Origin of the sequence: Candidatus Accumulibacter sp. ACC007, assembly GCF_907163205.1 — a bacterium.
GTDB classification, from domain to species: domain Bacteria; phylum Pseudomonadota; class Gammaproteobacteria; order Burkholderiales; family Rhodocyclaceae; genus Accumulibacter; species Accumulibacter regalis.
In genome coordinates this window covers 1,739,251-1,765,574 of the sequence record NZ_CAJQUD010000001.1, presented here as the reverse complement: position 1 = coordinate 1,765,574, position 26,324 = coordinate 1,739,251, and the positions used below count along the sequence as shown (strand labels likewise).

Below are 26,324 nucleotides of genomic sequence, written 5' to 3'. Positions count from 1 at the left end.
GCCCATTCTGCAGCGTCTTCAAAGGCCGAAAATCAACGCCGAGGCAAGAAAGCGCATATGGAATCATTTCATTGGGACGAGAACTTTGTTACCGGGCTTTCCGATGTCGATCAGCAACACCAGCATCTGGTCGGGATCATCAATCAGTTTGGCTACCTGCTGTCGGAAAACAAAGTCGCATTCGATGATATTGAAGAGGTTTTCAGGAAGCTCGCCGATTACGCAAAATACCATTTCCAGGAAGAGGAAGCCTTGATGATCGAGGTCGGTATCGATCGGCGGCACCTGGGTCAGCACATTGAAGGGCATCGCAGCTTTCTGCATGAGATCCGCGCGATGCATTCTGGTGTTTCTCCTGATGATATTGACCCGGCAAGGAGTCTCCTGGATTTTCTGACGCATTGGCTGGCCTATCATATCCTTGGTGCCGATCAGAATATGGCCCGGCAGATTACCGCAATCAGGAGCGGACTCGACTCGACAAGGGCGTATGAGGAAGAGGAGAGAGCCAGAGACAATGCCACCGAACCCCTGCTCATCGCCTTGAATGCCTTGTTCAAGCAGGTCTCGGCGAGGAATCGCGACTTGCTGGCCTTGAATCAGTCACTCGAAGAAAAAGTAAGGCAACGCACCCGCGAGCTCTCGGAAGTGAATCTACAACTCGTCGAGCTGTCCCTGACCGACGTCCTGACCGGGCTGCCCAATCGTCGCCATGCTTTGCGGGCGCTCGCCTCGCTCTGGGAGGAGTCGGTTGAGAACGATTCGCCGCTGGTTTGCATGATGATCGACGCGGATTATTTCAAGCAGGTCAATGATTCCTGCGGCCATGACGCCGGCGATGCGGTGCTCACCGAACTGGCCAAGACCCTGCAGCATTCCTTTCGCAGTGACGACGTCGTCTGCCGTCTCGGTGGCGACGAGTTTCTGGTGATCTGCCCGGATACGGAGAAAGCCGGTGGATTGCACATCGCCGAGTTGACCCGGAAAGCGGTCGCCGCACTACGCGTGCCGACGGGTGGCGAGCCCTGGCACGGCAGCATCAGTGTTGGCCTTGCTGCCAGAACGCCGGCCATAAAGAGTTTTGACGAGCTGATCAAGGCGGCCGACCAGGCCGTCTATATGGCCAAGGAGGATGGCAAGAACTGCGTCCGGACAGCACGGTAGCGCCGCCGATCAGTGCCCGTCGTCTCCCGTGGGTGAGGAAACGCAAGGGCGGTAAGCGTCCGTTCGGCAAGCCAGCCGAGCGGCTCACTTGCCGGCTTCGGCCGAGGCTTTCCCCGTCGCGAGCGTCCTTTCGACTCGCCCGCGCAGTGCGTCGATGCGCTGACGATTGGCACCAAGGTCGCTGCGTCCGATGCGCGACGCCGAGCGTACCTGGATCACGTTATTGGTCGGGTCGAACCAGAATTCGACGTCGTCGACGAATTTCAGCCATGGCGTCGTGTACTGCACATAGAGGTAGTCGGTGCGACTGTCGACGATGGTGGCGCTCGCCTCACTGGCCATGAGTGCCTTCAGGGCGGCAATGGTGGATGGTCCGTCAACGTGCAGCGCAAGCGGCGCGATGTCGGCATAGTCACGCTGCGGGTGATCGGGCCACAGCCTGGCCTGGCTGCTGACGCTGTTGGCGGTTGGCGATGGCTGCTTGAGCTTGCCGTCGTGCACGCCGAGGTCGCTCGGTGGCACTCCGGCGAGCAGGCCGATCCGGCCGGCGGACACCAGCAGCGCAGCGAGCAGCACCAGGGCGATGGCGATACGTTGCAAGCGTTTCATGTCAACACTTGCGCGCAATGCCACGGCTGCGCCGGCTTCCTTGCCCGTCGGCCGGTTCGTGCTGCTCGCCGCTCGCCGTGCTGTCGAGATCGCGATCGTAGCGCAGCCTTTCTCCCCCCGCCAGAACGACGAAGCGCTGCCCCTTGGCGCGTCCGATCAGTGTCAGTCCGGCGCGCCTTGCCAGCTCCACACCCCATGCCGTGAAGCCGGATCGCGAGACGAGAATCGGAATTTCCATGTGCACCGTCTTGATCACCATTTCGCTGGTCAGGCGTCCGGTGGTGTAGAAGATCTTGTCGCGGCCGCCAAGGCCCTGCTGGTGCATGTAGCCGGCGATCTTGTCCACGGCGTTGTGCCGGCCGACGTCCTCCATGTAGACCAGCGGCCGGTCACGCTGGCAGAGGACGCAGCCATGGATCGCACCGGCCTTCTGGTACAGGCTCGGTTGCCGGCTGATCTGCTGCAAGAGGCTGTGCAGCCATGAACTGCGCAGCTCGGCAGCAGCGTCGAGGCGGATGTCGTCGAAGCGCTCCATGAGGTCACCGAAGACCGTTCCCTGCGCGCAACCCGAGGTGCGAATCCTGCGCTTCAGCTTCTGTTCGTAGGTCGATTCGCTGCGCGTACGGACGACGACGACGTCAAGCTCGGCGTCGTGTTCGATGGTGGTGACGGCATCGTCGGCAGCGAGCATGTTCTGGTTGAGCAGGAAGCCCAGCGCGAGCAGCTCGGGATGGTCGCCGATGGTCATCAGGGTGACCACTTCGGTACCGTTCAGGTACAGGGTCAGCGGCCGTTCGACGACCACGTTCAGGCTGAGCGGCTGGCCGTGCTGGTCGCAGCCTTCGACCCGGCGCGTGAGCCTTGGATCGTCGGGGTCGGGCGCGAGGACAAAGCCTGTGCCGCCTTCGCGACCTGCAGATTCCTGGCGATCGCTCATTCAGGCACGCTCCATGCGAACGGCGCAGTACTTGAACTCGGGGATCTTTCCGAAGGGGTCGAGCACCGGGTTGGTCAGGCGGTTGGCAGCGGCTTCGTGGAAACAGAAGGGTAGCCACAAGGACCCCGCTGCGACCGCCGGGTCGGCGTGCGCCGTGGCCTCGATCTCGCCGCGCCGGGTGATCAGCCGCACGCGCTCGCCGTCGGCGATGCCGAGCCGGCGCAGGTCTTCGTCGCTGGCGGTCACCACTGCTGCCGGTTCGAGGGCGTCGAGTGCGGCGCTGCGGCGGGTCATCGCGCCGGTATGCCAGTGTTCGAGCAGCCGCCCGGTGGACAGGACCAGCGGGTAGTCCGTGCTGGGCTGCTCGTCGGGCGGCAGCAGCGCGGCGGCGACAAAGCCGGCACGGCCACTTGGCGTCGGGAAGCCGTCCGCGAAGACGACGTCTGCACCCGGCTGGTCGTCGCCGGCGCAGGGGTAGCTGACCGAGCCTTCCCGTTCGAGCCGCTCACGGCTGATGTTGGCCAGCGACGGCATGGCCTGGCGCATTTCGGCGTAGACCGCCGCCGGCCCGTCGTATTGCCAGTCGAGATCGAGGCGGCGCGCCAGCTCCTGGATGATCCACCAGTCCGGGCGCGTATCGCCTGGCAGGGGCAGGGCCTGGCGGCCGAGCTGAACCTGGCGATTGGTGTTCGTCACGGTGCCTTCCTTCTCCGGCCAGGCCGATGCCGGTAGAATGACGTCCGCGTAGATCGCCGTTTCGGTGAGAAACAGGTCCTGCACCACCAGATGTTCGAGCGACGCCAGCGCCTGGCGCGCGTGCTTGAGGTCGGGGTCGGACATCGCCGGGTTTTCGCCAACGATGTACATGCCGCGGATGTCGCCGACCGCCGCGGCGTTCATGATCTCGACGACGGTCAGCCCCGGTTGCGGGTCGAGGGTGACACCCCACAGCTTTTCGAAGCGCGCGCGGTTGGCGGCCAGCGAGATCGGCAGGTAGTCGGGCAGGACCATCGGGATCAGGCCGGCATCGGATGCGCCCTGGACGTTGTTCTGCCCGCGCAGCGGATGCAGGCCGGTGCCCGGGCGACCGATGTGCCCGGTCATCAGCGCCAGGGCGATCAGGCAGCGCGCGTTGTCGGTACCGTGCGCGTGTTGGGAAATTCCCATCCCCCAGAAGATCATCGACGCTTTGGAGCGCGCGTAGAGACGAGCCACCGCACGGATCTTGTCGGCAGCGATGCCGCAGACCTCGGCCATCGCTTCCGGGCTGTAGGTCGCCAGGTGTGTGCGCATCCCGTCGAAACCGCTGGTGTAGCGGGCGACGTAGGCCGGGTCGAAGAGCTCCTCGTCGACGAGGGTATGCAGCATCGCGTTGAGCAGCGCGACGTCGCTGCCCGGGCGAAACTGCAGCGTTTCATCGGCAAAGCGCGCCAGGCCGTGCCGGCGCGGATCGATGACGATCAGCCGCGTCCCCTTGCGCGCGGCCCGCTTGAAGAACGTCGAGGCGACCGGGTGGTTGGCTTCCGGGTTGCAGCCGATGAGGATCGCCAGCTCGGCGTTGTCGATCTGCATGAACGACGCCGACACGGCGCCCGAACCGACGCCTTCGATCAGCGCCGCCACCGACGACGCGTGACACAGGCGCGTGCAATGGTCGACGTTGTTGGTCGTGAAGCCGGTGCGCACCAGCTTCTGGAACAGGTAGGCTTCCTCGTTGCTGCATTTCGCCGAACCGAAGCCGGCGAGCGCGTTGCCGCCGTGTCCGTCGCGTAGCGAGCGCAGCCCTGCGGCGGCACGCTGCAGCGCTTCGTCCCAGCTCGCCTCGCGAAAGTGCGTCGAAGGATTGGCCGGGTCGAAGGCTGCGTCGGGGATCTTGGGGGCGTCGTCACGGCGGATCAGCGGCTTCAACAGGCGCTGCGGCGAGTGCACGTAATCAAAGCCGAAGCGTCCCTTGACGCACAGGCGCTCGCGGTTGGCCGGACCGTTGCGGCCGGTCACCGCGACGATCTGCTCGTTGCGCACCTGGTAGTCGATCTGGCAGCCGACGCCACAGTAGGGGCAGACGCTGGGTACAACGCGGTCGACGGTCTCTCCGGCGGCGAGCAGGCCGCTGCCGTCTGCCGCCAGCATCGTCGTCGCCATCAGCGCGCCGGTCGGGCAGGCCTGTACGCACTCGCCGCAGCCGACGCAGCTCGAGTCGCCCATGGCGTCGTCGACATCGAAGACGATCTTCGCCGCGGCGCCGCGACCGGCCATGCCGATGACGTCGTTGGCCTGGATGTCGCGGCAGGCCTGCACGCACAGCTGGCAGTGGATACAGGCGTCGAGCTGAACGGTCATCGCCGGGTGGCTGCGGTCGGCGGGGGGAGGGGGCACCCTGCTTGCGCGTTGCGGGAAGCGGCTTCCCTGCAATCCCAGCTGCTCGGCCCAGTGCCAGAACGACGCGTTGCGATCATGTGCCAGCGCGCGCGCTGGCTGCTCGGCAAGCAGCAGTTCAATCACCAGCCGCCGGCTGTTCAGCGCGCGCTCGGAAGTATCACTGCGCACGCCCATTCCTGCGCTGACCTGGCGGCTGCAACTCGGCGCCAGGTTGCGTTCGCCGTCGATCTCGACCATGCACGCGCGGCAGTTGCCGCCGGGCCGATAGTCCGGCGCCTCCCGCGTGCACAGATGAGGAATCGTCGTTCCGGCACGCCTGGCAGCCTGCCAGATCGTTTCGCCGGGCAGCGCCGTCAGCTCGCGACCGTCGAAAGTGAAGCGTACCTGCGCCACTTGCGTCGCGTCACTCATCGCGCTTCCTTGCCAGCTGGTGTTGCGGGAAATACTGCAGCGCAGTCGTCAGCGGATTGGGCGCCGCCTGGCCGAGCCCGCAGATCGATGCATCGCGCATCAGCGCGGCCAGCTCGTTGAGCAGGCTGACGTCGAGTTCGGGCGCTTCGAACAGCGCCAGCATCTTCTCGGTGCCGATTCGGCACGGCGTGCACTGGCCGCAACTCTCGTCGGCGAAGAATTCGAGCAGCGCCTGCACCGCGGCGCGCAGGTCGTCGCGGTCGGAAAGCACGATCAGCGCCGCCGATCCGATCAGCGCGCCGTGTTTCTCAAGTTCGCCGAAGTGCAGCGGCAGGTCGGCCAGGCTCGCCGGCAGAATCCCGCCCGAGGCACCGCCAGGCAGGTAGGCCAGCAGCTGATGCCCCTCGGCCATGCCGCCGCAGTAGTCGTCAATCAGCTGGCGCGTGCTGATTCCCGCCGGTGCCTGCTTGACGCCCGGTTCGCGCACCCGACCGGAGACCGAGTAGCTGCGCAGGCCGGCAAAGCCCTCGCCGCCCAGTGCCCCGAAGCGCGCACCGCCGGCGGCGAGAATGGTCGGCACCAGCGCCAGCGTCTCGACGTTGTTGACCAGCGTCGGGCGTCCGAACAGCCCCGCCTCGGCGACGTAGGGCGGGCGTTGCCGCGGGTAGCCGCGCTTGCCCTCGATCGACTCGATCAGCGCCGATTCCTCGCCGCAGATGTAGGCGCCGGCACCGCGGCGCAGATCGATGAAGCCCGGCTCGACGAGCTGCGCCGCTTCGAGCGCGGCGATCTCGCGGCGCAGCAGCGCGTGCGCGGCAGGGTACTCGTCGCGCAGGTAGATCCAGCAGCGGTCCGCGCCGGTACAGGCCGCCGCCAGCAGCAGGCCGTCAAGGAACGGGTGCGTCTGCTCCTCGAGAATCACGCGATCCTTGAAGGTGCCCGGCTCGCCCTCGTCGGCGTTGCAGACCAGGTAGCGCGGCGCCGGCGCGGCGCGCACCAGTCGCCACTTGCGCGCCGTCGGGAAACCCGCGCCGCCCATGCCGCGCAGCCCGGCCGCCTCGAGTTCGGCGAATACCGTTTCGACCGGCAAGGCACCGTCGCGCAGCGCCTGCAGTTGCCGGTAGCCGCCGCGTGCGCGGTAGGCATCCAGGCTCTCGCCGACGAGCGGCAGGGGCGTGAATGCACCTGCATCGATCAGCGCCAGCACGTCGGCGGCGCTGGCACGGTCGGCGTGGCGCTTGCCGACCTGCACCACCGGCGCCAGGTCGCAACGGCCCATGCACGGTGCGCGCAAAACTCTGGCGGTGGCCGGCGGCAGACGCGCACGCAAGGCCGAATCGAGTTGCAGCGCTCCCTGTAGTCGGCAGCTGAGGCCGTCGCAGACCCGGACGGCGAGCGCCGGCGCCGGCTCCTCGTCCTCGCGGATGTCGAAGTGGGCGTAGAACGTCGCCGTCTCGTAGACCTCGGCAACACCGATGCGCAGCAGATCAGCCAGCGCCAACAGGTCACCGGCACGCAGACAGCCGCGCGTATCCTGAAGTCGGTGCAGATGTTCAATCAAGAGGTCGCGGCGCAGCGGCAAGTCGGCGAGAAGTCCGGCGACGGCGTCCCGCGTGGCGGCATCGACGCGCCGTCCGCGGCGCTGCCCGCGTCCCTTGCGTCGTCCTGTTACCGGCTGCTCGCTGCTGTTCATGCGCGGCTTTCCCGATTCGAAGTGGCCATGCTAACAAACGCAGGCGGCGGCAGCGGGGAAATAAGTGGTCACAACTCCTGGCAGGCGGTCCACCTGGCGACATCAACGGGTCGCGCCAGTGCTCGCCCTGGCACCCTCTCTATGACCCTTTGCCAGGCGATTCATGGTCGCCTCCAATCGATGTCAACAAGACGAAACCTTGGCGTATGCCGATCTGCGTGGGCGGTGCGCCCTCACTTTCCTGCGCTTCCATCCATGATTGCGTGCCCTTGCTGCGACCGGTGACTTGGCAAGGCTGATGTAGAATTGCCCTTTCTGCCATTGCGGCTTGGAATCGTCATGCAGGTGGCGACGCACTGCGCAAGCGGTGCTCGGCGAGCGCTGCCGGGATGGCCGGGAGCAGCGGGTTTGCGCTGTCCGACAGCAGTGAAGGAAGACCAGGTCTCATGACCGAAACCAACGACGAACACTACCTCAAGGCCGCCACCGAGCTTGGCGACACGCAAAACGTGGTCGCCCACCAGCCGATCCTTTCCAGCAACGGAATCAAGGTGGTCGAGCGCGGCGTGCGCGTCGATAGCCGGCTGTTCGAGCGCCTGCTCAATCACCGCTTGCAGGTGCCCATCGACGAAAGCCTCACGGCGGAGCAGGCGGTCACGCTGGACGAGTTGCGCGATCTGGCCGAGAAGCTCATCGACGAGCGCCCTTTCTACGGGCAGCTCGCTGCCCAACTCAGTGATCGCGTCACCTTGCTCGGGGCCATCGGCAGCATTGCCCTTCCGAAGCCGATCGCCTTCAGGTTGACCGTCGCCCGTGATCGCCGCAGCGCCATCTTCGGCCACAGCCTGCAGGTGGCGCTGATTGCACTGCACCTGGGCATACGCCAGGAACTCAAGGTGGCCGAGTTGCGGGCGCTGGCGGCGGCGGCCCTGCTCCAGGATGCCGGCATGTTGCATATCGACCCGGCGATGCTCCAGGCGGAACACAGGTTCGATGCCGCCGAACGGCGACAGCTGCATGCGCACCCGCTCACTTCCGCGATGATCGTCAAGCAGCAACCGGAATACCCGCAGGCAGTCGGCAGAGCCATTCTCGAGCACCATGAACGGCACGACGGGAGCGGCTATCCGCGCGGACTCAAGGGGGCCGAGATCAGCGTGATGGGCCGCATACTGCTGCTTGCGGAGGTCGTCGCTGGTGTTCTGGACAAGGACATCCGGGCACCCGAGAGACGCCTGTCGCTGATCCTGCGGCTGAACCACGTCAAGTTCGATGCCCAGATGTCGAAAGCGATATTGCGACTGCTCGAGCAAGGCGCCGTCGACGCGAGCGATGTCGAGCAGGACCGCCGCAACGCCGAGCGGCTCAAGCGCCTTGATGAGGACTTCGGCGAATGGAGCCAGGCCCGTTCAGAGTTGGTGAACTACGCTGCAGGCGCGCCGACGGTTGGCGCTTTTCTGACTGATCGCGTCGTGGCACTGGAGCGTTCACTGGCCGACGCCGGTCTGCACCCTGATCAGCTCAAGTCGGTGTGCCTCGACATCGGTGACCAGCCGGACGCGCTTGGCGAAGTGGCCATGCTAGCGCGTGAAGCGGGTTGGCAGCTGAACGCGATCATCCAGGATGTTTTCTGCCGCTTTCCGACACTGGAGAGCAGCGAACAGCCAGGGGAAGTCGCGATCCGGGACTGGCTTCTGCGGCTGAGCGGGCGCTTGCAGTAAGGCGCCCGATGGCGGTCACCGTTCGCGCTTGCTTCGGGCCGGCGCGACCTTGCCAGGCAGGTGCGCTTTCTTGCTCGGTCAGCCTTTGGCTTGCGGCAGGTCCACTTCCAGGGTGTTGCGGTTGACCTCGCCGTGGCGCTGATAGTCGAAGCGATCGACGCCCTGCAGGGCCAGGAAAACGCCCAGCCCGCCGATTTCCCGGTCGGACAGGGGTTTGTCGAGGTCTTCGGCAGTCGGCATGCCCTGCGCACGCGGATCGTAGGCCACTCCCGTATCCTCGAGAAGCACGCTCAGCCGCTGCTTGCTGGCGTCGATGGCGATGGCAATGTCGCCCGTCGTTCCCTGCTCCTGGTAGCCGTGGGTAATGATGTTGGTGGCAATCTCGTCAACCGCCAGAATCAGGCGATAGCTGGCTGCGTCGTCCAGGCCGGCCTCCCGGCAAGCCTGCGTGAGCAGTTGGCGGATGGTCGACAGCGCCGCCAGGTTGGCTGGGATGCTGTACCGTGTCATGAGCGATCAGGAGCGTACGTCCGCCGGGCTCAGGGGTAGCTTTCCTGGACGTACACAGACTGGTCGAAGCCGCTCATCTGCAGGGTGTTGAGCACCGGACCGCCGGCGCCAACGACGTAAATGCTGACGTCGCGTCCCATCTGCTGCTTGGCGAATACGATTACCCGCAGGCCGGCGCTGGCCATGAACTGCAGCTTGCTGACGAAGAGGACGAGCTTCTCGGGTTTTTGCTCTGCGACCTGCTCGATGGCCTGGCGGAACTCGCCAGCCACGGCGGCGTCAAGTTCGCCTTCGAGGTCGATCCATGCCTCGCGGCCCTTCATTTCCACACGGGTGCTGAATGTCATGTTTGCTGTCTCCACGGATTGGTTTATTGGTCAGGCTGGCAGGCGCGGGCGCCCGATGAGTATGGCCACCGCGCGGCCGCCAACCAGGAAGCTCTGCAGATTCTCCTGCAGCGGTATTTCCTCGCCGGGTTCCCGAATGTCGTCGGGGGCCGCCAGGCTGGTATTGGCAAACAGGTGCCAGTGATAGCCACTGGGCAGTTCGGGTAGTTCGAAGGGCAGGGCGTCCCAGAAACTGTTGATCGCCATGTACAGGACCGGCGTGGTATTCCCGCCTTGACCGGCCTGACGTTCGCGGAGCAGGAAAGCCAGGGCGCGCGAGTCTTCCGACCAGTCGGCTTTCCACGCTTGCGTACCGTGCCAGATGATGTCGGCCGGCGAGCGGCTGGTTCCGAAAAACTCGCCGGTACGCAGCAGCGGGTGTGCCTTGCGCAGGGCGATCATCTTGCGCGTGAAGTCGAACAGGTCGCTATTGCGTTCGCGCAGCGTCCAGTCGAGCCAGTTCAGCTCGTTGTCATGGCAATAGGTATTGTTGTTGCCACGCTGCGTGCGGCCCAGTTCATCGCCCATCAGAAGCATTGGTACGCCGTGGCTCATGAGCAGGATGGCCAGGGCATTCCTGATCATGCGCTGGCGCAGGGCATTGACCTGCGCATCGTCGGTTTCGCCTTCGGCGCCACAATTCCAGCTATGGTTGTCGTTGCCGCCGTCGCGATTATGTTCGCCGTTGTCGTCGTTGTGCTTGTCGTTGTAGGTGAACAGATCGTGCAGCGTGAAGCCATCGTGGCAGGTGATGAAGTTGATCGACGCGGTCGGACCGCGTTCGTTCCAGCCGTAGAGATCGGGCGAGCCCTGGATGCGCTCGGCCATCACCGGCACCATGCCTTCGTCTCCTTTCAGGAAACGGCGAATGTCGTCGCGGTACTTGCCGTTCCACTCGGCCCAGCGTCCGTAGGCCGGGAATGAGCCGACCTGATACAGGCCGCCGGCATCCCAGGCTTCGGCGATCAGCTTGCACTTGGCGAGCACCGGGTCGAAGGCCAGGCTTTCCAGCAAGGGCGGGTTGGGCAAGGGGGCGCCGCTCGGCGCACGGCCAAGGATCGAGGCCAGGTCGAAGCGGAAACCGTCGATGTGGTATTCGGCCGCCCAGTAGCGCAGGCAGTCGAGAACCATGTTGCGGACGACCGGGCTGTTGCAGTTCAGCGTGTTGCCGCAGCCGCTGAAGTTGTAGTAATAGCCTTCCGGTGTCAGCATGTAGAAGGTCTGGTTGTCGATTCCCCGGAACGACAGCGTCGGACCGTTCTCGTTGCCTTCGGCGGTGTGGTTGAAAACCACGTCGAGCATCACTTCGATACCGTTGCGGTGCAGCTCCTTGACCAGGTTCTTGAACTCGTCCACCTCCATGCCGAAGGGTCCGGTGGCGGCGAAGCCAGCCTTGGGCGCGAAGAAGCCAACCGTGCTGTAGCCCCAGTAGTTGAGCATCATCTCGCCGGTTTCCGGGTTGGCGCGGCTGTTCTCGAACTCGTCGAACTCGAAGATCGGCATCAGCTCGACGCAGTTCACTCCCAGTTCCTTGAGATAGGGGATGCGCGCCGCGATGCCGGCATAGGTGCCGGGGTGCTTGACGTCGGCCGACGGATGAGCGGTGAAACTGCGCGTGTGCAGTTCGTAGATCACCAGGTCGGCGAGCGGCGTCTCCAGAGGACGATCGTCTTCCCAGTCGAAATCCTCGAAGATCAGTCGCGCACGCTGCGGGTATATGTCGTTCCAGTCGGGTGGCTGGCCCCAGTGCGTCCGCCCGCCGATCGCCTTGGCGTAGGGGTCGAGGAGAACCTTCGAGCGGTCGAAGCGGTGTCCGGCGCCCGGGTCCCAGGGGCCATCCATGCGGTAGCCGTACTCGATGCGCTCGCATTCGAGGTCGAAGACGACCATGCACCAGACGTTGCCGACGCGAAAGGCCTCCGGGAAGGGGATCTCCACGAATGGCTCCGGCGCGCCTTTCTCGAAGAGCACCAGGGTGCACGCGGTGGCGTGGCCGGAGCTGATCGAAAAATTGACGCCGCCCGGCACCAGCGTGGTACCGAAGGGATACGGTCGCCCGGGGCGCAGTTTGTAAGCACCGTGCTGGTTTGTCGGATAGAAATCGATACGCGTATCCATCTCACACTTTCTTGAGCGTCTGCAGTGCCTCATCGACACTGTTGGCGACGGTGAAGAACTTCAGGAAGCCGGTGATCTCCATGGTGTCCCTGATCGATTCGGCGAGCCCGGCGATGGCCACCCGGCCATTGTGCGATGCCGCGTGGCGGTAGAGCAGGAGCAGCATGCGCAGACCGGCGCTGGACATGTAGCTGACCGCGCCGAGATCGAGGACCAGCGCGCTATCGTTCTGCAGCAGGGGCAGGATCTTCTCCTGCAACTTGGGCGCGGAGCTGCCGTCTATCTCGCCCTTGACGACGACGACGGTCATCCCGTCGCGGGGGAATGCTTCAAGCTCGATCGACATGGGGCGAAATCCTTCGTTGAATTGAGGGCGGGGCTACTTGACGGGGGTCAGAGTCACCTTGACGCGCACATCCTGGCGCGAGTCCGGCAATTGCACCGACAGTTCGTCGGCGTCGAACGCCGTGTACGGGCGACCGTCGATCTCGACCGCCGTCAGGCGGACGCTGCCCCTGGGCAGGATGTCCGGAGCGACGCGCAGGACGCGGCCAGGGAAACCATCGGGCCGTGGCTTGAAGTACAGGCACATCGGCTCTTTCTTGATCAGCAGGTTGATGTAGGTTGCTGACAGATAGCATAACTCGGTCGAGTGATAGGCGCTCATCGAATGGCTACCCTTGAGTCGTTCGTTGCCGAGCAGATAGGGCAGGCCGTTGGCCAGGACGTTGAAGTAAACGCCGCCGTCGTCGTGATCGAGGAAGAAGGCGTTGTAGAAAGCGGCCGCTTCGCGGCCGTGCTTCTCGTAGTCCTTGTCGCCCAGGCAACCCTGCAGAATGAGGTAGGCGAGGATCGCCTGTTCCTGCTGCCACCAGGCCTTGCGATCATGCCAGACGAAGCGGTGCGCTTCCTCGCCGGGAGCCAGCGTACGTTCCACAACGTCGTACCAGCCGCCGCGCAGTCGGTCGGAACCGACGTCGGGCATCAGCTGGGCGATCTTCTCGGCCAGTTGCACGTAATCGTCATTCGGACGAATGCTGTGGATACGCATTAGATTCCAGGCAATCTTCAGGTTGTGGCCAACCACCGCGCGGTCCTGCTGCCAGTTCCAGGTGCTGTCGTGGCTCCAGTCCTCGTGGAAACGCTCCTGGACAAACGGCGAATGCGCGTAGTCGGGGAAGTGCTTGACGATGGTGTCGGCGGTATCTACCAGGAAGTCGAGGTGCTTTTCCTCGCCGGTGGCCAGCCACAGGTTGATCAGGTAGGCGGGCGCGTGGTCGCCGACCGAGTTCCAGTTCTTGCGCGCGCGGTTGTTGCCCTTGTCGAGCAGGGGCGAGCGCGGGTCGAGGCTGATCGGATCGATATGCGAGAAATAGCCGCCTTGTTCGTCGTCCTTGTAGAACTTGTCGAAGAGCTCGATCGTCTTCTCGATGTCGTAAAGGATGCGCGGATCGCCAGTGAGGCGATAGGTTTGGGTGGGTCCGGCGAGCGCGTAGATCTGCTCGTACATGGGCAACGAATCGTAGTCGTCGCCGAATTCCGAAGTCAGCAGCTTGTGCTCGCGGTCGCCGGAAACCTGGACGCCGTGGTACCAGTAGATCAGGTCCTCTTCGGCGTCGCGAAAGCGCATATGGCCACGCAGATACTCGGTGCCTTTTTCGGCGGCCTCGAGGAAGCTCTCTTCGCCGGTCAGCATATACGCCGAGGCCATGCCGTAGACCATCCGCGAAATGGTGTCCGTCTCCTGCAGGTAGTCGCCTTTCTTGCCGCCGGCCAGATGCAGGATGGTGCGATAGTTGCGGTAATCGATCGACTGGCTGGGGTAGTTGAACTGCCAGCGCAGGTAGCTATTGGCGATCGAGCGGATCTGCCTGATCCACCAGTCCGGCTCCTCGTGCCGGTACACCCCGGCGCCTTCGCCCGGGAAGACCATCGATTTCACCTCGGCGCGCAACTCTCCGGCTTGCGGATAGAAGACGCAGTAGGCAAAGACCTGCTGCCCCGGTTGCAGCATTTCAGCCATGCGCCCGGTGCAATCCTGGTACGAGTCATCGAGGTTCTCGGCAATGCGCGCGTAGGTGTTCGGCGTGAGGTAGGCGCGGAACTCGCCTCCATTGCTGGTCTGGAGATCGAAACTGCGCGCGGCGCGATCGACTTGGGTGACGTAACCGGCAATGGTGTCCGAATAGGAATATGCTTGCGTCTTCATGACTGCTCCTCGCGATTGTAGAATTTGTTGTTCAGTCTGAATGCCGCAGCTACCTTAGCCGCGACCCCGATGGGCGGTCAACTGCTAATTGTCGATTGCCGGCCGCACTCGCTTGCATCTATAAATCATGATTTTCCCGATTCGCTGGCCGGGCGGCCGATCTGCCTGCCGGTGGCCACGAAGCGCATACTCGAGGACCTGCATGCCCGCTGACGATAGCCAGAAGCTGATCACCATGCTCGATGACCTGGGCATTGTGACCCGCAGCGTCGAGCATCCGCCGCTGCGAACGATAGACGACAGCAAACGCCTGCGCGGCGATCTGCCGGGAGGCCATGCCAAGAGCCTGTTTCTGAAGGACAAGAAGGGTGGCTACTGGCTGTTGGTGGCCTTGGAGCAGACACGCGTCGACCTGCGCAGCGCGGCGAGCCTGCTGCAGGCGCCGCGTTTCTCGTTCGCCGGAGAGCGGGAGCTGGCTCGCCTGCTCGGCGTCGTTCCCGGCGCCGTGTCGCCCTTCGCAGCCATCAACGACGTGCACGGCCAGGTCTGCGTGGTAATCGAGCAGCGTGTGCTGGCCTGCGGCCTGCTCAATTGTCACCCGCTGAGAAACGACCGCACGACGACCATCGCCACCAGCGACCTGCTGAAATTTCTCGAGCAGGTAGGGCATCCGCCGCGGATCATCGATCTTCCCGAGGTGGCGACGAGCGCGTAGCGAGCGCGGCGCGTGCGGTGTGTGTTGAGCCGCCCGCTTCGTCACGCATTGCCGCCGAGCGCGCCTGAGCTGGTGCCGTCGCTGGCGTCGTCAGGCAGCGTCTCCTCCGCCACCGCGGCAAGCGCGCCGCGGGCCGCACCCTGCCAGCGCAGCGCGAGCAGGGTGATGTCATCGCTCTGCGGGTGGCTGCCGACGAAAGCGTGCACGGCATCGATCACCTTGGCGATGATCGTGCGCGCCGTACAGACGGCGGATATCGCGCCCAGCGTCGTACCCAGGCGTTCTTCCTTGAACAGCTCGTGTTCGCTGTTCATCGCCTCGGTGACCCCGTCGGTATAGATCACCAGGGCTTCGCCCGGCTGCAGGCGGATGACGTCGTCGCGGTAGACCGAATCGGCGACGAAGCCGAGCACCAGCCCGCCCTTCTTCTTGGCGAGCATTTCTGCGCGGCCATTGCGTCGCAGGACGAAAGGCAGCTCGTGGCCGCCGTCGCTGCAGGTGATTTCACCGCTGTCCAGATCGAGGATGCCGGCAAAGACGGTGACGAACATGCCTTCCGGATTGTTCTCGCAGAGCGTTCGATTGACGCGCTCCATGATTCCGGCGACCGAGTTCGAGTCGCGCTTGGCCTCGACCGTGAACAGCGTCTTGGTGACGGCCATGAACAGTGCCGCCGGAACGCCCTTGTCGGAGACGTCACCGATCAGGAAGAACAGGCGCCGCTCGTCGAGCGGAAAGAAGTCGAAGAGGTCGCCGCCGACCGCTTTCGCCGGTACGAGCAGCGCATGCAGGTCGAAGCGGGCGTCCGGCGGCGAGCCGAAGACGCGCGGCAGCATTCCCATCTGGATGTCGCGCGCCGCCGACATCTCGCCTTCGATGCGCTCCTTGGCGGCGGTCGTCGCCTTGAGGTCGGCAATGTAGGTTTTCAGCGTGGTGACCATCGAGTACAGCGCGTTGCCCAGATAGCCGACCTCGTCCTTGCGGTTTTCCGACACCTTGAGCAGTTCGGCGTGCATCTCCTGGTCGGGATCGAAATTGTGCTCCACCAGGCGATGGGTCTGCAGGGTCAGCTGCGACAGCGGCCGGACGATACGGTTGAGGAAGGGCAGAGCCAGGGTCATGCCGAGCAGCAGCAAGCCGATGGTCACGCCGCCGCCGACGCGCAGCAGCGAATTCATTTCCGCCGCCATGTTGACCGGCAGGCGCATCAACGCCGCGCCGTTCGGCAAGCCGTCGGCTCCGAAAATCGGCGCCGCAACGTACAGGAACGCCTGCTGGAAGAGCGCATTGTGGAAGCCGCTGTTTTCGAGAAACGAAGCCGGCGCGCTGGTGCTGATGACCGCTTCGACGAAGCTGCGTTCGGCTTCGCTCAAGTGGGTCGTCGTGTTCGTGCGCGGGTCCGAGGTGGCGGCCAGAGGCTCGAGCTGGCTATCGAAAATCCAGATCGTGTCGATCTGTGCCGCCGAGAGGACGGTCTCCACCATGCGCTTGAGGCCGATGCTGTGGATGATCCGGTTGGCGCGACTCGGCAGGCGGGCGATCAGCGCCATTCCCTGGCGATCCGGCGTCGCAACGGCGCCATAGTAGAGTTCCCGATGGTCGAGGTCGCGGATCTGCAGATCGCTCGATACGCTGAATTGCTGCCCCTGCAGGAGCGGCTTGAACACTGGTAGCAAGGTCAGCCCGGAGTCGACGGCGATGCGCGCATCGATGTCGTCGAGTGACCAGAAGAGGGGGGTGCCGCGGGCGTCGCTGACCCAGATTTCCGGAATGCCATTATTCGCCGCGATCGTCCGCAGGGCGCGGTTGATATCCTCGGCGGACGCATTTTTCCGGCGGGCAAGATGCGTCAGCTGGGCCACCATGTCGGCCTGCGTGCGCACCTCCTTGTCGACGATCTGGTTGATCACCGCCGGCACCTGCTGGATGAAGGTGACTGACTGGGCGAGGGTCTGGGCGATCAGCGTTCCCTCGCTCTCGGTCCGTTGCAGGACGGACTGCCAGGAGACATAGGCAAATACCCCAGCGGTACTGGGCAGGCCGATGACGAGGATCGTCGTGACGAGGAGGAAAAGGCGGCGGCGCAGGGTCATGGCGAAGGCCCTACTTCAGCCAGATGATCGACGCGGACAGGCGTTGGGCGACGACGTAATCGAGCGGGAAATAGACGACGCCGCGTGGTCCGAACCATTTGTCGTAGATCTCGAAATAGCCGCCGCGGTACTGGTCGACGCCCTCCAGGAGGTCGGCAAAGACCTCATTGACGAAGGCGCGCCACTCGGAGTCGTTCTGCGGCAGGCTGCAGGCCATCGCTTCGTAGGACAGCTCTTCGGTGCGCGGCAGCAGGGTGACCCTGCTCTTCAGCGGGCTCTTCTCGACCATCGCGCGCAGCACGATGCCGATGTTGGCCAAGCCGTCGAGTTCGCCGCGGGCGAACATCTCGAAGCCGGTGGCCATGTCCGGCACCTCGACAATCAGCGCAGCCGGCACGTGCTGTTTGAGAATTCCTTCGGTGGTGGTTCCGGCAGCGACGCCGATGCGTCGGCCGTTCAGACTGCCCAGGTCCTGACCACTCGTGCGCAGGACCATGATGCGCGTGCCGTTGCCGAAGAAGGGAATCGAGAAATCAACGGTTTTCTGGCGTTCCCAGGTGGGTGTGGTGATTCCGCACTCGATGTCGATGGCTTGGCTGGCGACCAGCTCCATGCGGTCGCTGGCGGTGGTCGTGCGCAACCGGGTTTCGATTTCGCGACCCAATTTCTTGCTCAGCTTCTTGCGGATTTCGTCGATCAGGTCGACCGAGAAGCCGACCAGGCGCTCCTTGTTTTCACCGGCCACCTTCACCCGGTAGCCAAAGGGAACGGCGTCGGCGCGGGTGCCGGCGTTGAGGACGCCGCTGTTCCTGATGCGTTCGAGGACCGGCTCGGCGTGTGCCGGGCCCTGCACGGCGAATGCCAGCAGCGCTGCCCCGGCAAGGGCTGGCAGGTGCACAGTGGCAGCGCGAAGAGTGGCAGCAATCCGTTTCAATGTGTTCCCCAGAAGTTGCTGGCGGTTCAAGACGCTGCCGCCTCGATGCGTGCCAGCAGGCGCTTTCGCGCGTAGCCCATTGCCCAGTTCAGCGGCAGGCAGAAGAGCAGGAAGTAGGCAATCGCGTAAGTGTACACCCAGAGCATCGTTTCATCGCCGCCGACGGCGGCGATGACCACATTGCAGCGCGAGACGATTTCCCCGACGCCGATCACCGACGCCGTGCTCGAGGCCATGACGATGATCAGCAGATAGGTCGTCCAGCTGGGAATGAACAGCAGCGCCGCCGCGTGGTTCCGGTCTTGCCGGTGCTGCAGGGCGACGAAGAGATTGTCGGAGACGAAGCCGATGACTGCCACCGAGAGCGCCAGCGACGCCTTGAGCCAGACCGGAAAGGCGTACAGCTCGCCGGCAATGGCGAATTCTGCCGGAATCAGGAAGGCCAGATAGAACAGAAATACGAAGGTCGGGATGTTGCGCGTCAGTTCGGTGAGCAGCAGGCTGGCGTGCGCCAGCGGCCCTGGCCCGGAAAGGCGCAGGCGGGCAAGAATGGCGCCGAACAGCGTGCCGATGAGCATGGCGACCAGTGAAACGAGGATGTTCCACGCGAAGCCGCCGGCCAGGAAGGGCGTCCACGTCCACAGCAGGGCGACGATCTCAGTGCTCGCCACGGCGCAGAATCCTCCGTTCGAGAAGGTTGAAGAACTGGACGACGGCCAGCACGAGCAGGAAATAGGTGATCATCAAGACGTTCATCATCACCGCCGCGTTGCCGCGTTCGGCGACGATGGCCGTCGCTGCCGAAACCAGTTCCGGGACGGCGATGACGCTGGCCATGCCGGTTGCCTTGACGACGTTGATCAGCGAGGCGACGACAGGCGCGTAGGCCAGGCGCAGGGCCTGCGCCAGCGTCCACCAGCGCAGGGCGAAGCCGGCCTGCTGTTCCCTGAGGACGGCGGTCGCGTCGAGCAGCGCGGAGACGATGGCGCAGCCGGTGTACGTCGACAGGCAGACGATGGCGATCGCCGCGCCGTCGAAGGTCCAGCCGAAGCGACTGACGATGACGTGGCCGACGCCGAAGAAGACCAGGTAGATCAACAGCAGTGGCGGTGTCATGCGGGCGAGCGCGGCGGACGAGCGGACCAGACCGCGCAGCCAGGGCAGGCCAGCTTCCGCCGCCAGGGCGCCGAGGCAACCGACGGCGAGGCTGCCGGCAACGCAGGCCACCATCAGCTGCAGCGTTACCCACAGGCCATGCAGGAAGAGGCTGCGGTCGTAGGCGTCGTGGATGATGCTCACGTCGAAGCCCGCCCGTTCCTTGAGCAACAGGCCGAAGCGCTGGATGCCGTCGACGTCGGCCGAGCTGAGCAGGAACCTGTTGCGGCATTCTGCCGGCCATTGGTCGCCGCTGGCGTTTCCGGCCTTGCTCTGGCGGGCGCAGAGCGGGCGCCCGTCCGGTAGTTGCCTTGTCCACAGTTCGCGCATATCGACCAGGAAGCGGCTGGGTTTGATCGCCCAGCGCTGCTCGGCGGCAATCAGCCAGCCGCTGCGGTGCCAGTCGGCGATGGTATCCGAGATGACCTGCTCGAGTCGGGCGCCGCGCTCGCTGGCAGCCAGGGCAATCGCCCACGGCGAGACCATCATCGACGGCAGCGGCGTCTCGTAGTTTGCCAGGTCGCTGTCGGCGAGCAGGCCGACGATGCCGGTGTCGTCGTAAAGCCAGGCGTCGCAGCGCCCGTCGCGCAGCGCCAGGCGAGTGTCGCGCGTTCCGTTGAAGACCTGCAGTTCGAGCAGAAAGCGCTGCGCCATCGGTCGATTGAAGTAGGCGCCCTGCGTGGCACAGACCTTTCTGCCGCGCAGGTCGGCCCAGGTCGACAGGTGGCTATTGGGCGGCGCGACGACGGTCGCACCGCTGGCGTAGTAGCTGGGCTCGACCAGGGTGGCGATTTCGCGGCGCTGGGGGGTGTCGCCGAGCGTGGCGATGACCACGTCGATGGCGCCTTCCTCGAGCTTCTGCAGCCGGTTGGTGGATGTCACGGCAACCAGTTGCAGGCGTACGCCGAGACGACGCGCGAGTTCGCCGGCCAGGTCGGCCTCAAAGCCGATCAGGCGGCCGTTGCCGTCGCGCATGCCGAACGGCGGGTAGTCGGATTTGACGCCAGCAATCAGGGCGCCGCGCTTCTCGATCAGATCGAGTCGGTCGGCCGGCGTTGGTGGCGCTGCCAGCGCGGGGCGTCCGCAGGCGAGGGCCAGCAAGGGAAACAGCCAGACGGCAAGAAGCAGCAGGCGGCGAGCCATTACCGCGGCTTTACTGCCGTTGGCCGGGTGCGGGTGGCTGCGCCATCTGGGTGCTCTCATCACCGTCAACGCTTGCTTCGGCGACGGCGAGAAAACCGTAGGCGTAGCGTAGTGGCAGGAGCCTGGTCAGCAGGCAGTCGAGCTTGTGCAGCACCTTCGAGCGCACGACGCCACTTTCCGGCAGAACGCTTTCGGCGCCGACGTGAAGGATGCGAAATCCCTGTTCCTCGAGCTCCTTCACGAACTCATCGAGGTCGTACAGGTGGTAGTACATCTCGACCACCCCGTCAGCGGAAGTCCGTTCGTAGAGAACGTCGCCCAGCTCGAGGTGTCCCGCTTCGACCAGCTTCCGGGCCACGACCTGTTGTCGGGAAAAACGCCGCCCGGCGTTCGGCACGCTGACCACGATCCGCCCGCCTGGCCGGAGCAGCACCCGGATGGTGGCCAGGGTCTGGCGGCGCAGGGCGCGCGAATAGATATGCGCGAGCACGCCAAAGAGCATGATCGCCAGGTCGAACTTGTCTTCCGGATCGATGCTCTTCGCCACCACCGACAGGTCGCCGAGAACCGGGCGCAAGCGTCCGCTCGCCACGTGGCCGGCGTATCGAGAAGACAGCTCGTCGATGGCTTCCCGGCTGACGTCGCAGGCGACGACCGACAGCGGCGTCCGTTCGAGCAGCGCTTCGGCATAGCGGCCGCTGCCGCAGCCGATGTCGAGAACGCTTCCGCCCTGCGCACCGACCTGGTCAAGGACGATGGCCAGCGTCGACGGGTTGGCCTGCGGATAGCGCTGCTCATAGAGCCGGCTGGCAAAGTACCGGTCGTAGCTTTCTACGAGCGAGACGGGCGGCGGCATCGATCGCTTTCTTGGGCCGGACCTGTGCCGTCAGCCGCCCTGCGCCCGGCGCGGCCGCGGTCGCTCGCGACGAGAAAGACGGCGAGCGGGCGCGACAGGAAGCGGGTCAATCCGCTTTCTCGATTTCGCTCAGGAAGCGGCTGATGAACTGTTCGGTGATCCCCGGATGCTTGCCGGTGATCAGGTTGCCATCGACGACCAGATCGACGGTTCCCTCGGGGCCATAGACGACTTCCGCGCCGGCGTTTTCGACGTCACAAATGATGTTGTGGGCACAGGTGACGCGGCGGTCGTGGAGCAGCGCGCGGTCGGCGCAGAGCAGCCACAGGCTGTGGCAGATGGTGCCGATTTTGACCTTCGGCGCGGCCATCGCCTGGCGCAGGAAAACGACCGCCGGCGCCTGGTTCGCTTCGCCCTTGCGTGGCGCGACCTGATAGCGCAGGCGGTCGCTGGCGTAAGCGCCGATGACGATGATGCCCTTGAAATCGTCCGCCTTTACGGAATTGATTTCGGTCTCCACCAGCACGTGCTCTTCGACCCAGCCGTTGTCGGGATTGGAACCGAAGGTCAGGTTGGCGTTGCCCCACAGGTGCGAGAGATAGACGACCTGGTAGCCGTGCCTGGGGAACAGGTCGTTGAAAAGGCGATACTCGGTCATGTCGAAGTGCTCTTCGACGAGGACGCCGATCCTGCCTTTGGTCGCTTCGCCAACGATGCCGCGCAGGGGAGGGAGGGGGGAGGTTTCGGTCATGGCACGATTCCTTGAGTAGGGTGGAACTCAGTCATGGATGGCAAACAAAAATATTGCCGCGTTCGGCAGCCACGCGCGCCCCTTTGCAGTTGCCCTTGATGCCAGGCACAGCGATGTCGCTGCGGGTGCGGCGCGATCCGAAGGTGGCTGGCGCAATGCTCAGCGGAGGCAGCAGCGGGATGGCGTGGCCTGATAGCTGTCATGTCACAGTCAAACGGACGCTCGGGCTTCCCCGAACACCAGGCGGCGATAGACAACGAGAACGGTGGTCAACAGCCAGCCGGCACGACAACGTCTGAGTATGCCGCAGTGGTGGCCCCGTTCCAGGAATGGCTCAGACAGCGTGCGACGCCGACCGATGGTACGCGCTGGTTCCCTGTTCTGCAAATGCCGTACACGGGCAGCGGGCAGACCGACGGACGGGGCGAGCACCGGTGTCCCTGCCGTCCGTCGCGTCGCGACTTTCCGGTGCCGTGCTTGCGCTAGGACTTGGCGTCAAGCAAGTCGTTGAGGGCGGCAAAGCAGCCAACCATCTTGTTGAAACCCGCATAAACGGTCAGGAACAAGAACAACTCTTCGATCTCTTCGCGGCTGGCTCCTTGCGCCATGGCAATATGGACGTGCGCGGCGAAGGCGCTGCCAGAACCGCCCAGCGGACTCTGGTTGACGACGTCCGTCGTCAGGGCGATCAAGGCCTTGGTCTTCTGGTCGAGCAGGGGAAGGCCCCACACTTCGCCAGCCACCCGGGTCACCCAGGGACCGTACTTCGGGTTGATTGCAGCCAGTTTTTCCTGAAGATCCTTGTCGTCGAGAACGGCGTTCGCGTAGGGCGTGGTCATGATTGTTTCCCTTTCGTGATCAGGTTGGGCAATTCTTCGGAAGTCCAGCCTGCCAAGCCGGACTCGATGGAGTCCGGCCGTCGGAAATTAGTTCCTGGTAATCAGTTGCAGCAATTCGGGAGATGAAAAGACGTCTCTATAGAACGTCAACTGCTCACCCTTGAAATAGCAGCCGCCTCGATGGCCTCGCCTGACCCAGGAAACGCTCCCTTTGGCAAGCGTTTCACTCGTATGATCGTCGATGCAGTTCCATTCGAACCATACGAATTCTCCATGAAACATGACGATCGGCCAGGCCATGCACACGCCGGGCTGCGCGATTAACGCCCACCAGTGCTGTTCCCTGACTTTTTGTTCTTCGATGCCGTAGAACGGTCCGTCCTGGCAGAAATAGACCAGCTCCTGCCGGTATTCCCCGGTGAGGATATCCCCTCTTCCCTGTCTCAATGCCTCGCAATGCGTCGGCCACCACTCCCTGTTTTCCTGTTCGATTCTGGCCATCGTATAGCCTTCGTCGATTGCCGGTAGCGACTTCTCCTGCATCTTGTTGATATTCAAGGCAAGTTCGATCAAGTCACCTTTCAATGGCTCCTCTACCAGACCGGGTCTTGAATAGTCGGCCACGAGATCCTGATAATAGTTCGTCCTCTTTTTCATGCTGGCTCCGGGTTGTCTTGAAAAACGTGCAGCACGATTACAGATCGTTGGCGATTATATTTTCGATCGATCGCTCGGCAAAGGCTGCGATGGTCAGTGCGGGATTTGTTGCAGCAGTTGACCCGGGAATGAATGCGCCATCCATTACATACAGGCCGTCATAGCCCATTACTCGCCCGTAGTAGTCGCACGCCTTGCCCATCACGACTCCGCCGAGTGGATGGGCGGTGATCCCGTTCACGGCCTGCGTCGTGGGGTGTGTGCGGCCATTGCTCGTCTGTCCGGAGTCCTGCGAATCGGGTGCCTCGGCCTCGATATCGATACAGGCATCCATCAACGAATAGGTATGATTTACGCCGTCAAGTACCTTCCTTACGCCTGGTGAGTCGATCGGCCAGAATAACTTCACGGATTCGTCACGATCATCGTATCTGAACTCGCCATGGTCCTGCGGAATGCTCATTCCAAGCGAAGTCAGCGTGCCCTCTGGCGTATCCCATTGCGGGTAGACGATTATTGTCTGCGGTGAAATCGGGTTGTCGTGGTGTTTGATGACCACGCTTGCCGGTCCCCCCTGGCCAGGGTTGGTCTCCGTGCCGACGTTTCTCGTGGCAAACGTGTCGCCATTGTCGCCCCAGAATTTGCCGACAAAATCGTTCAGTTTCGGCAGCGTTCCCTTGCCCTTTGCTTTGATCAATAGCCTGGAAGTGCCAATGGACCCGGCGCCAAGAAAAAGACGTCGGGTAGTGATGGTTCCTTCTTCGAGCGATTTGCCGCTGCTGTCGATTCGCTGATAGTGAACAGCAAAGCCATCGGAATCATCTTCGCGAATTCCGGTCACGTTGTGCAGCGGGCGAATTTCCAGGTTGCCGGTTCTCAAGCCGATGTCGAGATAATTCCTGTCGAGACTTTTCTTCATCCCGCTGTTTATTCCGTACCAGATTTCCCCGTCTATCGCGGAGGGCCTCTTTTCGCCGCTTATTTCCTGTTTCGCAATATCCCAACTCGAGGCGATGAAAAGTTTTTCGGTATGAAGCCCCGCCTTTGCTGCTTGCTCGAGGAAGACCCGCGAGGACAGATAGTAGTGCGTGTTCAATACTTCATCGGGTATCTGTTCCGGTTGCATGACCGCATAGACCCGGTCGAAGTACTTCACGAAATCGGAATATGAAACCTCACTGGCGAAGACTTTCTCGAAGTTTTCCTGGGAGGGGCGTAGCAGGACGGTATTGTAGACCAGCGACCCGCCACCCACTCCGGCGGCCACCCATACCGTTATTCCATCCTCGACACATCTTTCTACCAGCCCGGTGAATCTGGCAATGGGCTGCGGTTCAAAGAGGACGGTTTCGTCGCTCAGCCAGGCCGAACGACCATCTGGATGACGATAGCTCGAAAAAGTGTTCTGCTCGTCGCTTGTCTTCCATTCCTTTCCCCTTTCCAGGAGGACGACCTTTTTTCCCGCCGAGGAAAGTCTTGATGCCGCAACGGATCCGCCAAACCCACTTCCTATTACAAGGCAATCCACTTGTTCGCGTTGCAGCATCATCGACTCCTCAAACGGCAGACAAAATCCGGCAATGCCCACATCGGAAAATTGACCGGGGAGAAAGGGCTTATTGGCTTGTCACCCATGACGCGGACCGGACCAGGACATCGGGATATGACAAAACGGGCGCTCGGTGGCGCCCAGCAGAGTATCGTTGAACACCGCAGCGCGGTCAACGCATGCTCCGGGGCAGGCGCGTGAGAACCTTGCACAAGACCCGGCCGTCTGGCGCGCCAGTCACCTTGCCGGACATCGCGTCATCGAGCGGCAGCGGTGGCGGTCAGCTCGGCGGACCGCTTGGCGAGGGAATGGCGCCGTTGCCGTTGCCGTTCGACAGCTTGCTGACCAGCTTTTCGTAGCCGTTCACCCCGGCACGGCGGTAGATCTCCTTCACGTAGTCGCGCACCGTGTGCGGCGAGAGGGCGAGGATTTCGGCGATCTGACGCGGCTCGTAACGCTTGAGCAGGAGGATCGCGACACGTTTCTGCTGCGGCGAGAGATGGAGCCCGAAAACCTCGCCGCGCACGGCGTCGTTGACGTCGAGCTTCTCCAGGGTCACGGCAAACTCTCGGCGCTGCTCGCCTTCGGAGACCCTCAGCCGTTGCGCGAGCCGGTCGATGGCGGCAGAATCCGGCACACGAATGGCATGGCCCAGGCCGATGAGGCTGGCCGGGTCGACGCGCCGGGTGCTGACGACGAAGACCTCGCTGCCACAGCGCCAGATGCGCGAAGCATCGCATCGTCCGGGCAGAATCTGGGGCTCTTTCTCAGGCAGGGATTCGACGATACGTTGTGCTTCCGCGCTCAGCGCCTGGATCTTGCCTTCGCGGCTCATCACCAGTACCGCTGGGGGCCGCTGATCATCGCGTTGGCGCCGTAGCGAGAGGTAGTCGATTGCCGTCGTGGCATGGCCCACGAACCACTGAAACAGCGCCATCTCGCGCGGGTCGAAGTCGCGTTGCCGACGCTGGCGGTGCACCGAAAAAGCACCCAGCGGCACGCCGTTCAACTGTGGAATCACCGCCAGCGCGTGGAAATAGGGGATGCGGTTCATGAACTGGCCGAACTCGCCGCGCACCGTTCTGCCGATATCGGTGACGTCCGACAGGCGCACCACGGCGTCCGGGTTGTTGAGTGCCGGTTGCCAGATAACGTAGGGATCCAGGATCTGGTAATGCGTGAGGTAGTCGCGCATGTCGTGCTGATCGCAGTCGTGCGTATAGCCGTGGCACAGCGCGCCGCCAACCGGGTCGATGGGCATGAAGACACCCGACGAGAAGGGGAGCAGGCGGCGCAACGCGTCAAACCACTCGGGCATCAATGCCAGCGGGTCGCGGATCGGCGTCTGCCGCCTGTAGATGATATCGATCAGCGCATACAGACCGCTGTCTAGCCTGTCCGTCGTCATCTCCCCTCCGACGGCAATGCTAGCACCACGGCGGCGGTATCCGATACCCCCCAGAACCGGGCTTACCTTTTCCCAGATCTCCGCTGG

General features: G+C 63.6%; 22 protein-coding genes. 3 read left to right on the top strand and 19 right to left on the bottom strand.

Annotated features, from left to right (window positions below; genetic code table 11):
• Positions 1-57: 57 nt before the first annotated feature.
• The gene (locus QZ634_RS07610; protein WP_291986938.1) at positions 58-1,164 is read left to right on the top strand and encodes a GGDEF domain-containing protein; all 1,107 of its coding nucleotides are present in this window, start codon (positions 58-60) and stop codon (positions 1,162-1,164) included.
• Positions 1,165-1,248: 84 nt separating this feature from the next.
• On the opposite strand, the gene QZ634_RS07605 is transcribed toward QZ634_RS07610, so the two are convergent.
• The 4 genes from QZ634_RS07605 to QZ634_RS07590 are packed head-to-tail and all read right to left on the bottom strand — an operon-like array spanning position 1,249 to position 7,193.
• The gene (locus QZ634_RS07605) at positions 1,249-1,773 is read right to left on the bottom strand and encodes a DUF1499 domain-containing protein (RefSeq protein WP_291986936.1); all 525 of its coding nucleotides are present in this window, start codon (positions 1,771-1,773) and stop codon (positions 1,249-1,251) included.
• Position 1,774: 1 nt separating this feature from the next.
• Positions 1,775-2,710: a formate dehydrogenase accessory sulfurtransferase FdhD gene (gene fdhD / locus QZ634_RS07600; RefSeq protein ID WP_291986934.1), complete on the bottom strand. Its 936-nt coding sequence runs from the start codon at positions 2,708-2,710 to the stop codon at positions 1,775-1,777.
• On the bottom strand, positions 2,711-5,500 hold the full coding sequence (gene fdhF / locus QZ634_RS07595) for a formate dehydrogenase subunit alpha (RefSeq protein ID WP_291986932.1): 2,790 nt from the start codon (positions 5,498-5,500) through the stop codon (positions 2,711-2,713).
• Positions 5,493-7,193 (bottom strand): NADH-ubiquinone oxidoreductase-F iron-sulfur binding region domain-containing protein, encoded by a 1,701-nt coding sequence (locus QZ634_RS07590; protein WP_291986930.1) that lies wholly within the window; start codon positions 7,191-7,193, stop codon positions 5,493-5,495. The genes fdhF and QZ634_RS07590 overlap by 8 nt, the downstream gene beginning before the upstream one ends.
• Positions 7,194-7,639: 446 nt before the next feature.
• Between QZ634_RS07590 and QZ634_RS07585 the strand changes: the two genes are divergently transcribed.
• Entirely contained in the window at positions 7,640-8,914 is a 1,275-nt protein-coding gene (locus QZ634_RS07585; protein ID WP_291986928.1) for an HD domain-containing phosphohydrolase, read from the top strand.
• 78 nt (positions 8,915-8,992) lie between these two features.
• Here the strand turns inward: QZ634_RS07585 and QZ634_RS07580 are convergent, their stop codons facing one another.
• Genes QZ634_RS07580 through QZ634_RS07560 form a run of 5 tightly spaced genes read right to left on the bottom strand, consistent with a single transcriptional unit; the run spans position 8,993 to position 14,137 of the window.
• Positions 8,993-9,424 carry an anti-sigma regulatory factor gene (locus QZ634_RS07580; protein WP_291986926.1) on the bottom strand — a complete coding sequence of 144 codons (432 nt, stop codon included), beginning with the start codon at positions 9,422-9,424 and terminating at the stop codon, positions 8,993-8,995.
• Between the two features lie 29 nt (positions 9,425-9,453).
• Complete coding sequence (locus tag QZ634_RS07575; RefSeq protein WP_291986923.1) at positions 9,454-9,771, bottom strand: STAS domain-containing protein; 318 nt, start codon at positions 9,769-9,771, stop codon at positions 9,454-9,456.
• A 30-nt stretch (positions 9,772-9,801) separates the two neighbouring features.
• Positions 9,802-11,928 carry a glycogen debranching protein GlgX gene (gene glgX, locus QZ634_RS07570; RefSeq protein WP_291986922.1) on the bottom strand — a complete coding sequence of 709 codons (2,127 nt, stop codon included), beginning with the start codon at positions 11,926-11,928 and terminating at the stop codon, positions 9,802-9,804.
• A gap of 1 nt (position 11,929) precedes the next feature.
• The gene (locus tag QZ634_RS07565) at positions 11,930-12,274 is read right to left on the bottom strand and encodes an anti-sigma factor antagonist (protein ID WP_291986920.1); all 345 of its coding nucleotides are present in this window, start codon (positions 12,272-12,274) and stop codon (positions 11,930-11,932) included.
• A 33-nt stretch (positions 12,275-12,307) separates the two neighbouring features.
• Entirely contained in the window at positions 12,308-14,137 is a 1,830-nt protein-coding gene (locus QZ634_RS07560; protein WP_291986917.1) for an AGE family epimerase/isomerase, read from the bottom strand.
• A gap of 202 nt (positions 14,138-14,339) precedes the next feature.
• On the opposite strand from QZ634_RS07560, the gene QZ634_RS07555 reads away from it, so the two are divergent.
• Positions 14,340-14,852, top strand: a complete 513-nt coding sequence (locus QZ634_RS07555; RefSeq protein ID WP_291986915.1) for a prolyl-tRNA synthetase associated domain-containing protein — start codon at positions 14,340-14,342, stop codon at positions 14,850-14,852.
• A 41-nt stretch (positions 14,853-14,893) separates the two neighbouring features.
• On the opposite strand, the gene QZ634_RS07550 is transcribed toward QZ634_RS07555, so the two are convergent.
• The 10 genes from QZ634_RS07550 to QZ634_RS07505 form a co-directional block, all read right to left on the bottom strand.
• Positions 14,894-16,945, bottom strand: coding sequence for a SpoIIE family protein phosphatase (locus QZ634_RS07550; protein ID WP_291986913.1), 2,052 nt, complete (start codon positions 16,943-16,945; stop codon positions 14,894-14,896).
• Positions 16,946-16,955: 10 nt separating this feature from the next.
• Entirely contained in the window at positions 16,956-17,879 is a 924-nt protein-coding gene (locus tag QZ634_RS07545) for an amino acid ABC transporter substrate-binding protein (RefSeq protein WP_291986911.1), read from the bottom strand.
• Positions 17,880-17,905: 26 nt separating this feature from the next.
• Positions 17,906-18,550, bottom strand: coding sequence for a polar amino acid ABC transporter permease (locus QZ634_RS07540; protein WP_291986909.1), 645 nt, complete (start codon positions 18,548-18,550; stop codon positions 17,906-17,908).
• Positions 18,537-20,237, bottom strand: a complete 1,701-nt coding sequence (locus QZ634_RS07535; RefSeq protein ID WP_291986907.1) for a transporter substrate-binding domain-containing protein — start codon at positions 20,235-20,237, stop codon at positions 18,537-18,539. Before QZ634_RS07535 ends, QZ634_RS07540 begins: the two co-directional genes overlap by 14 nt.
• A complete protein-coding gene (locus QZ634_RS07530; RefSeq protein ID WP_291986905.1) occupies positions 20,188-21,033 on the bottom strand; it encodes a class I SAM-dependent methyltransferase in 846 nt (281 codons plus the stop codon). The genes QZ634_RS07535 and QZ634_RS07530 overlap by 50 nt, the downstream gene beginning before the upstream one ends.
• Before the next feature lie 106 nt (positions 21,034-21,139).
• A complete protein-coding gene (locus tag QZ634_RS07525) occupies positions 21,140-21,784 on the bottom strand; it encodes a DJ-1/PfpI family protein (protein WP_291986903.1) in 645 nt (214 codons plus the stop codon).
• A gap of 482 nt (positions 21,785-22,266) precedes the next feature.
• Positions 22,267-22,623, bottom strand: coding sequence for a carboxymuconolactone decarboxylase family protein (locus QZ634_RS07520; RefSeq protein ID WP_291986902.1), 357 nt, complete (start codon positions 22,621-22,623; stop codon positions 22,267-22,269).
• Positions 22,624-22,710: 87 nt separating this feature from the next.
• Positions 22,711-23,280, bottom strand: coding sequence for a hypothetical protein (locus tag QZ634_RS07515; RefSeq protein WP_291986900.1), 570 nt, complete (start codon positions 23,278-23,280; stop codon positions 22,711-22,713).
• Between the two features lie 37 nt (positions 23,281-23,317).
• Positions 23,318-24,829, bottom strand: a complete 1,512-nt coding sequence (locus QZ634_RS07510) for a GMC oxidoreductase (RefSeq protein ID WP_291986899.1) — start codon at positions 24,827-24,829, stop codon at positions 23,318-23,320.
• A gap of 280 nt (positions 24,830-25,109) precedes the next feature.
• A complete protein-coding gene (locus QZ634_RS07505) occupies positions 25,110-26,237 on the bottom strand; it encodes a hypothetical protein (protein ID WP_291986897.1) in 1,128 nt (375 codons plus the stop codon).
• Positions 26,238-26,324 lie beyond the last annotated feature (87 nt).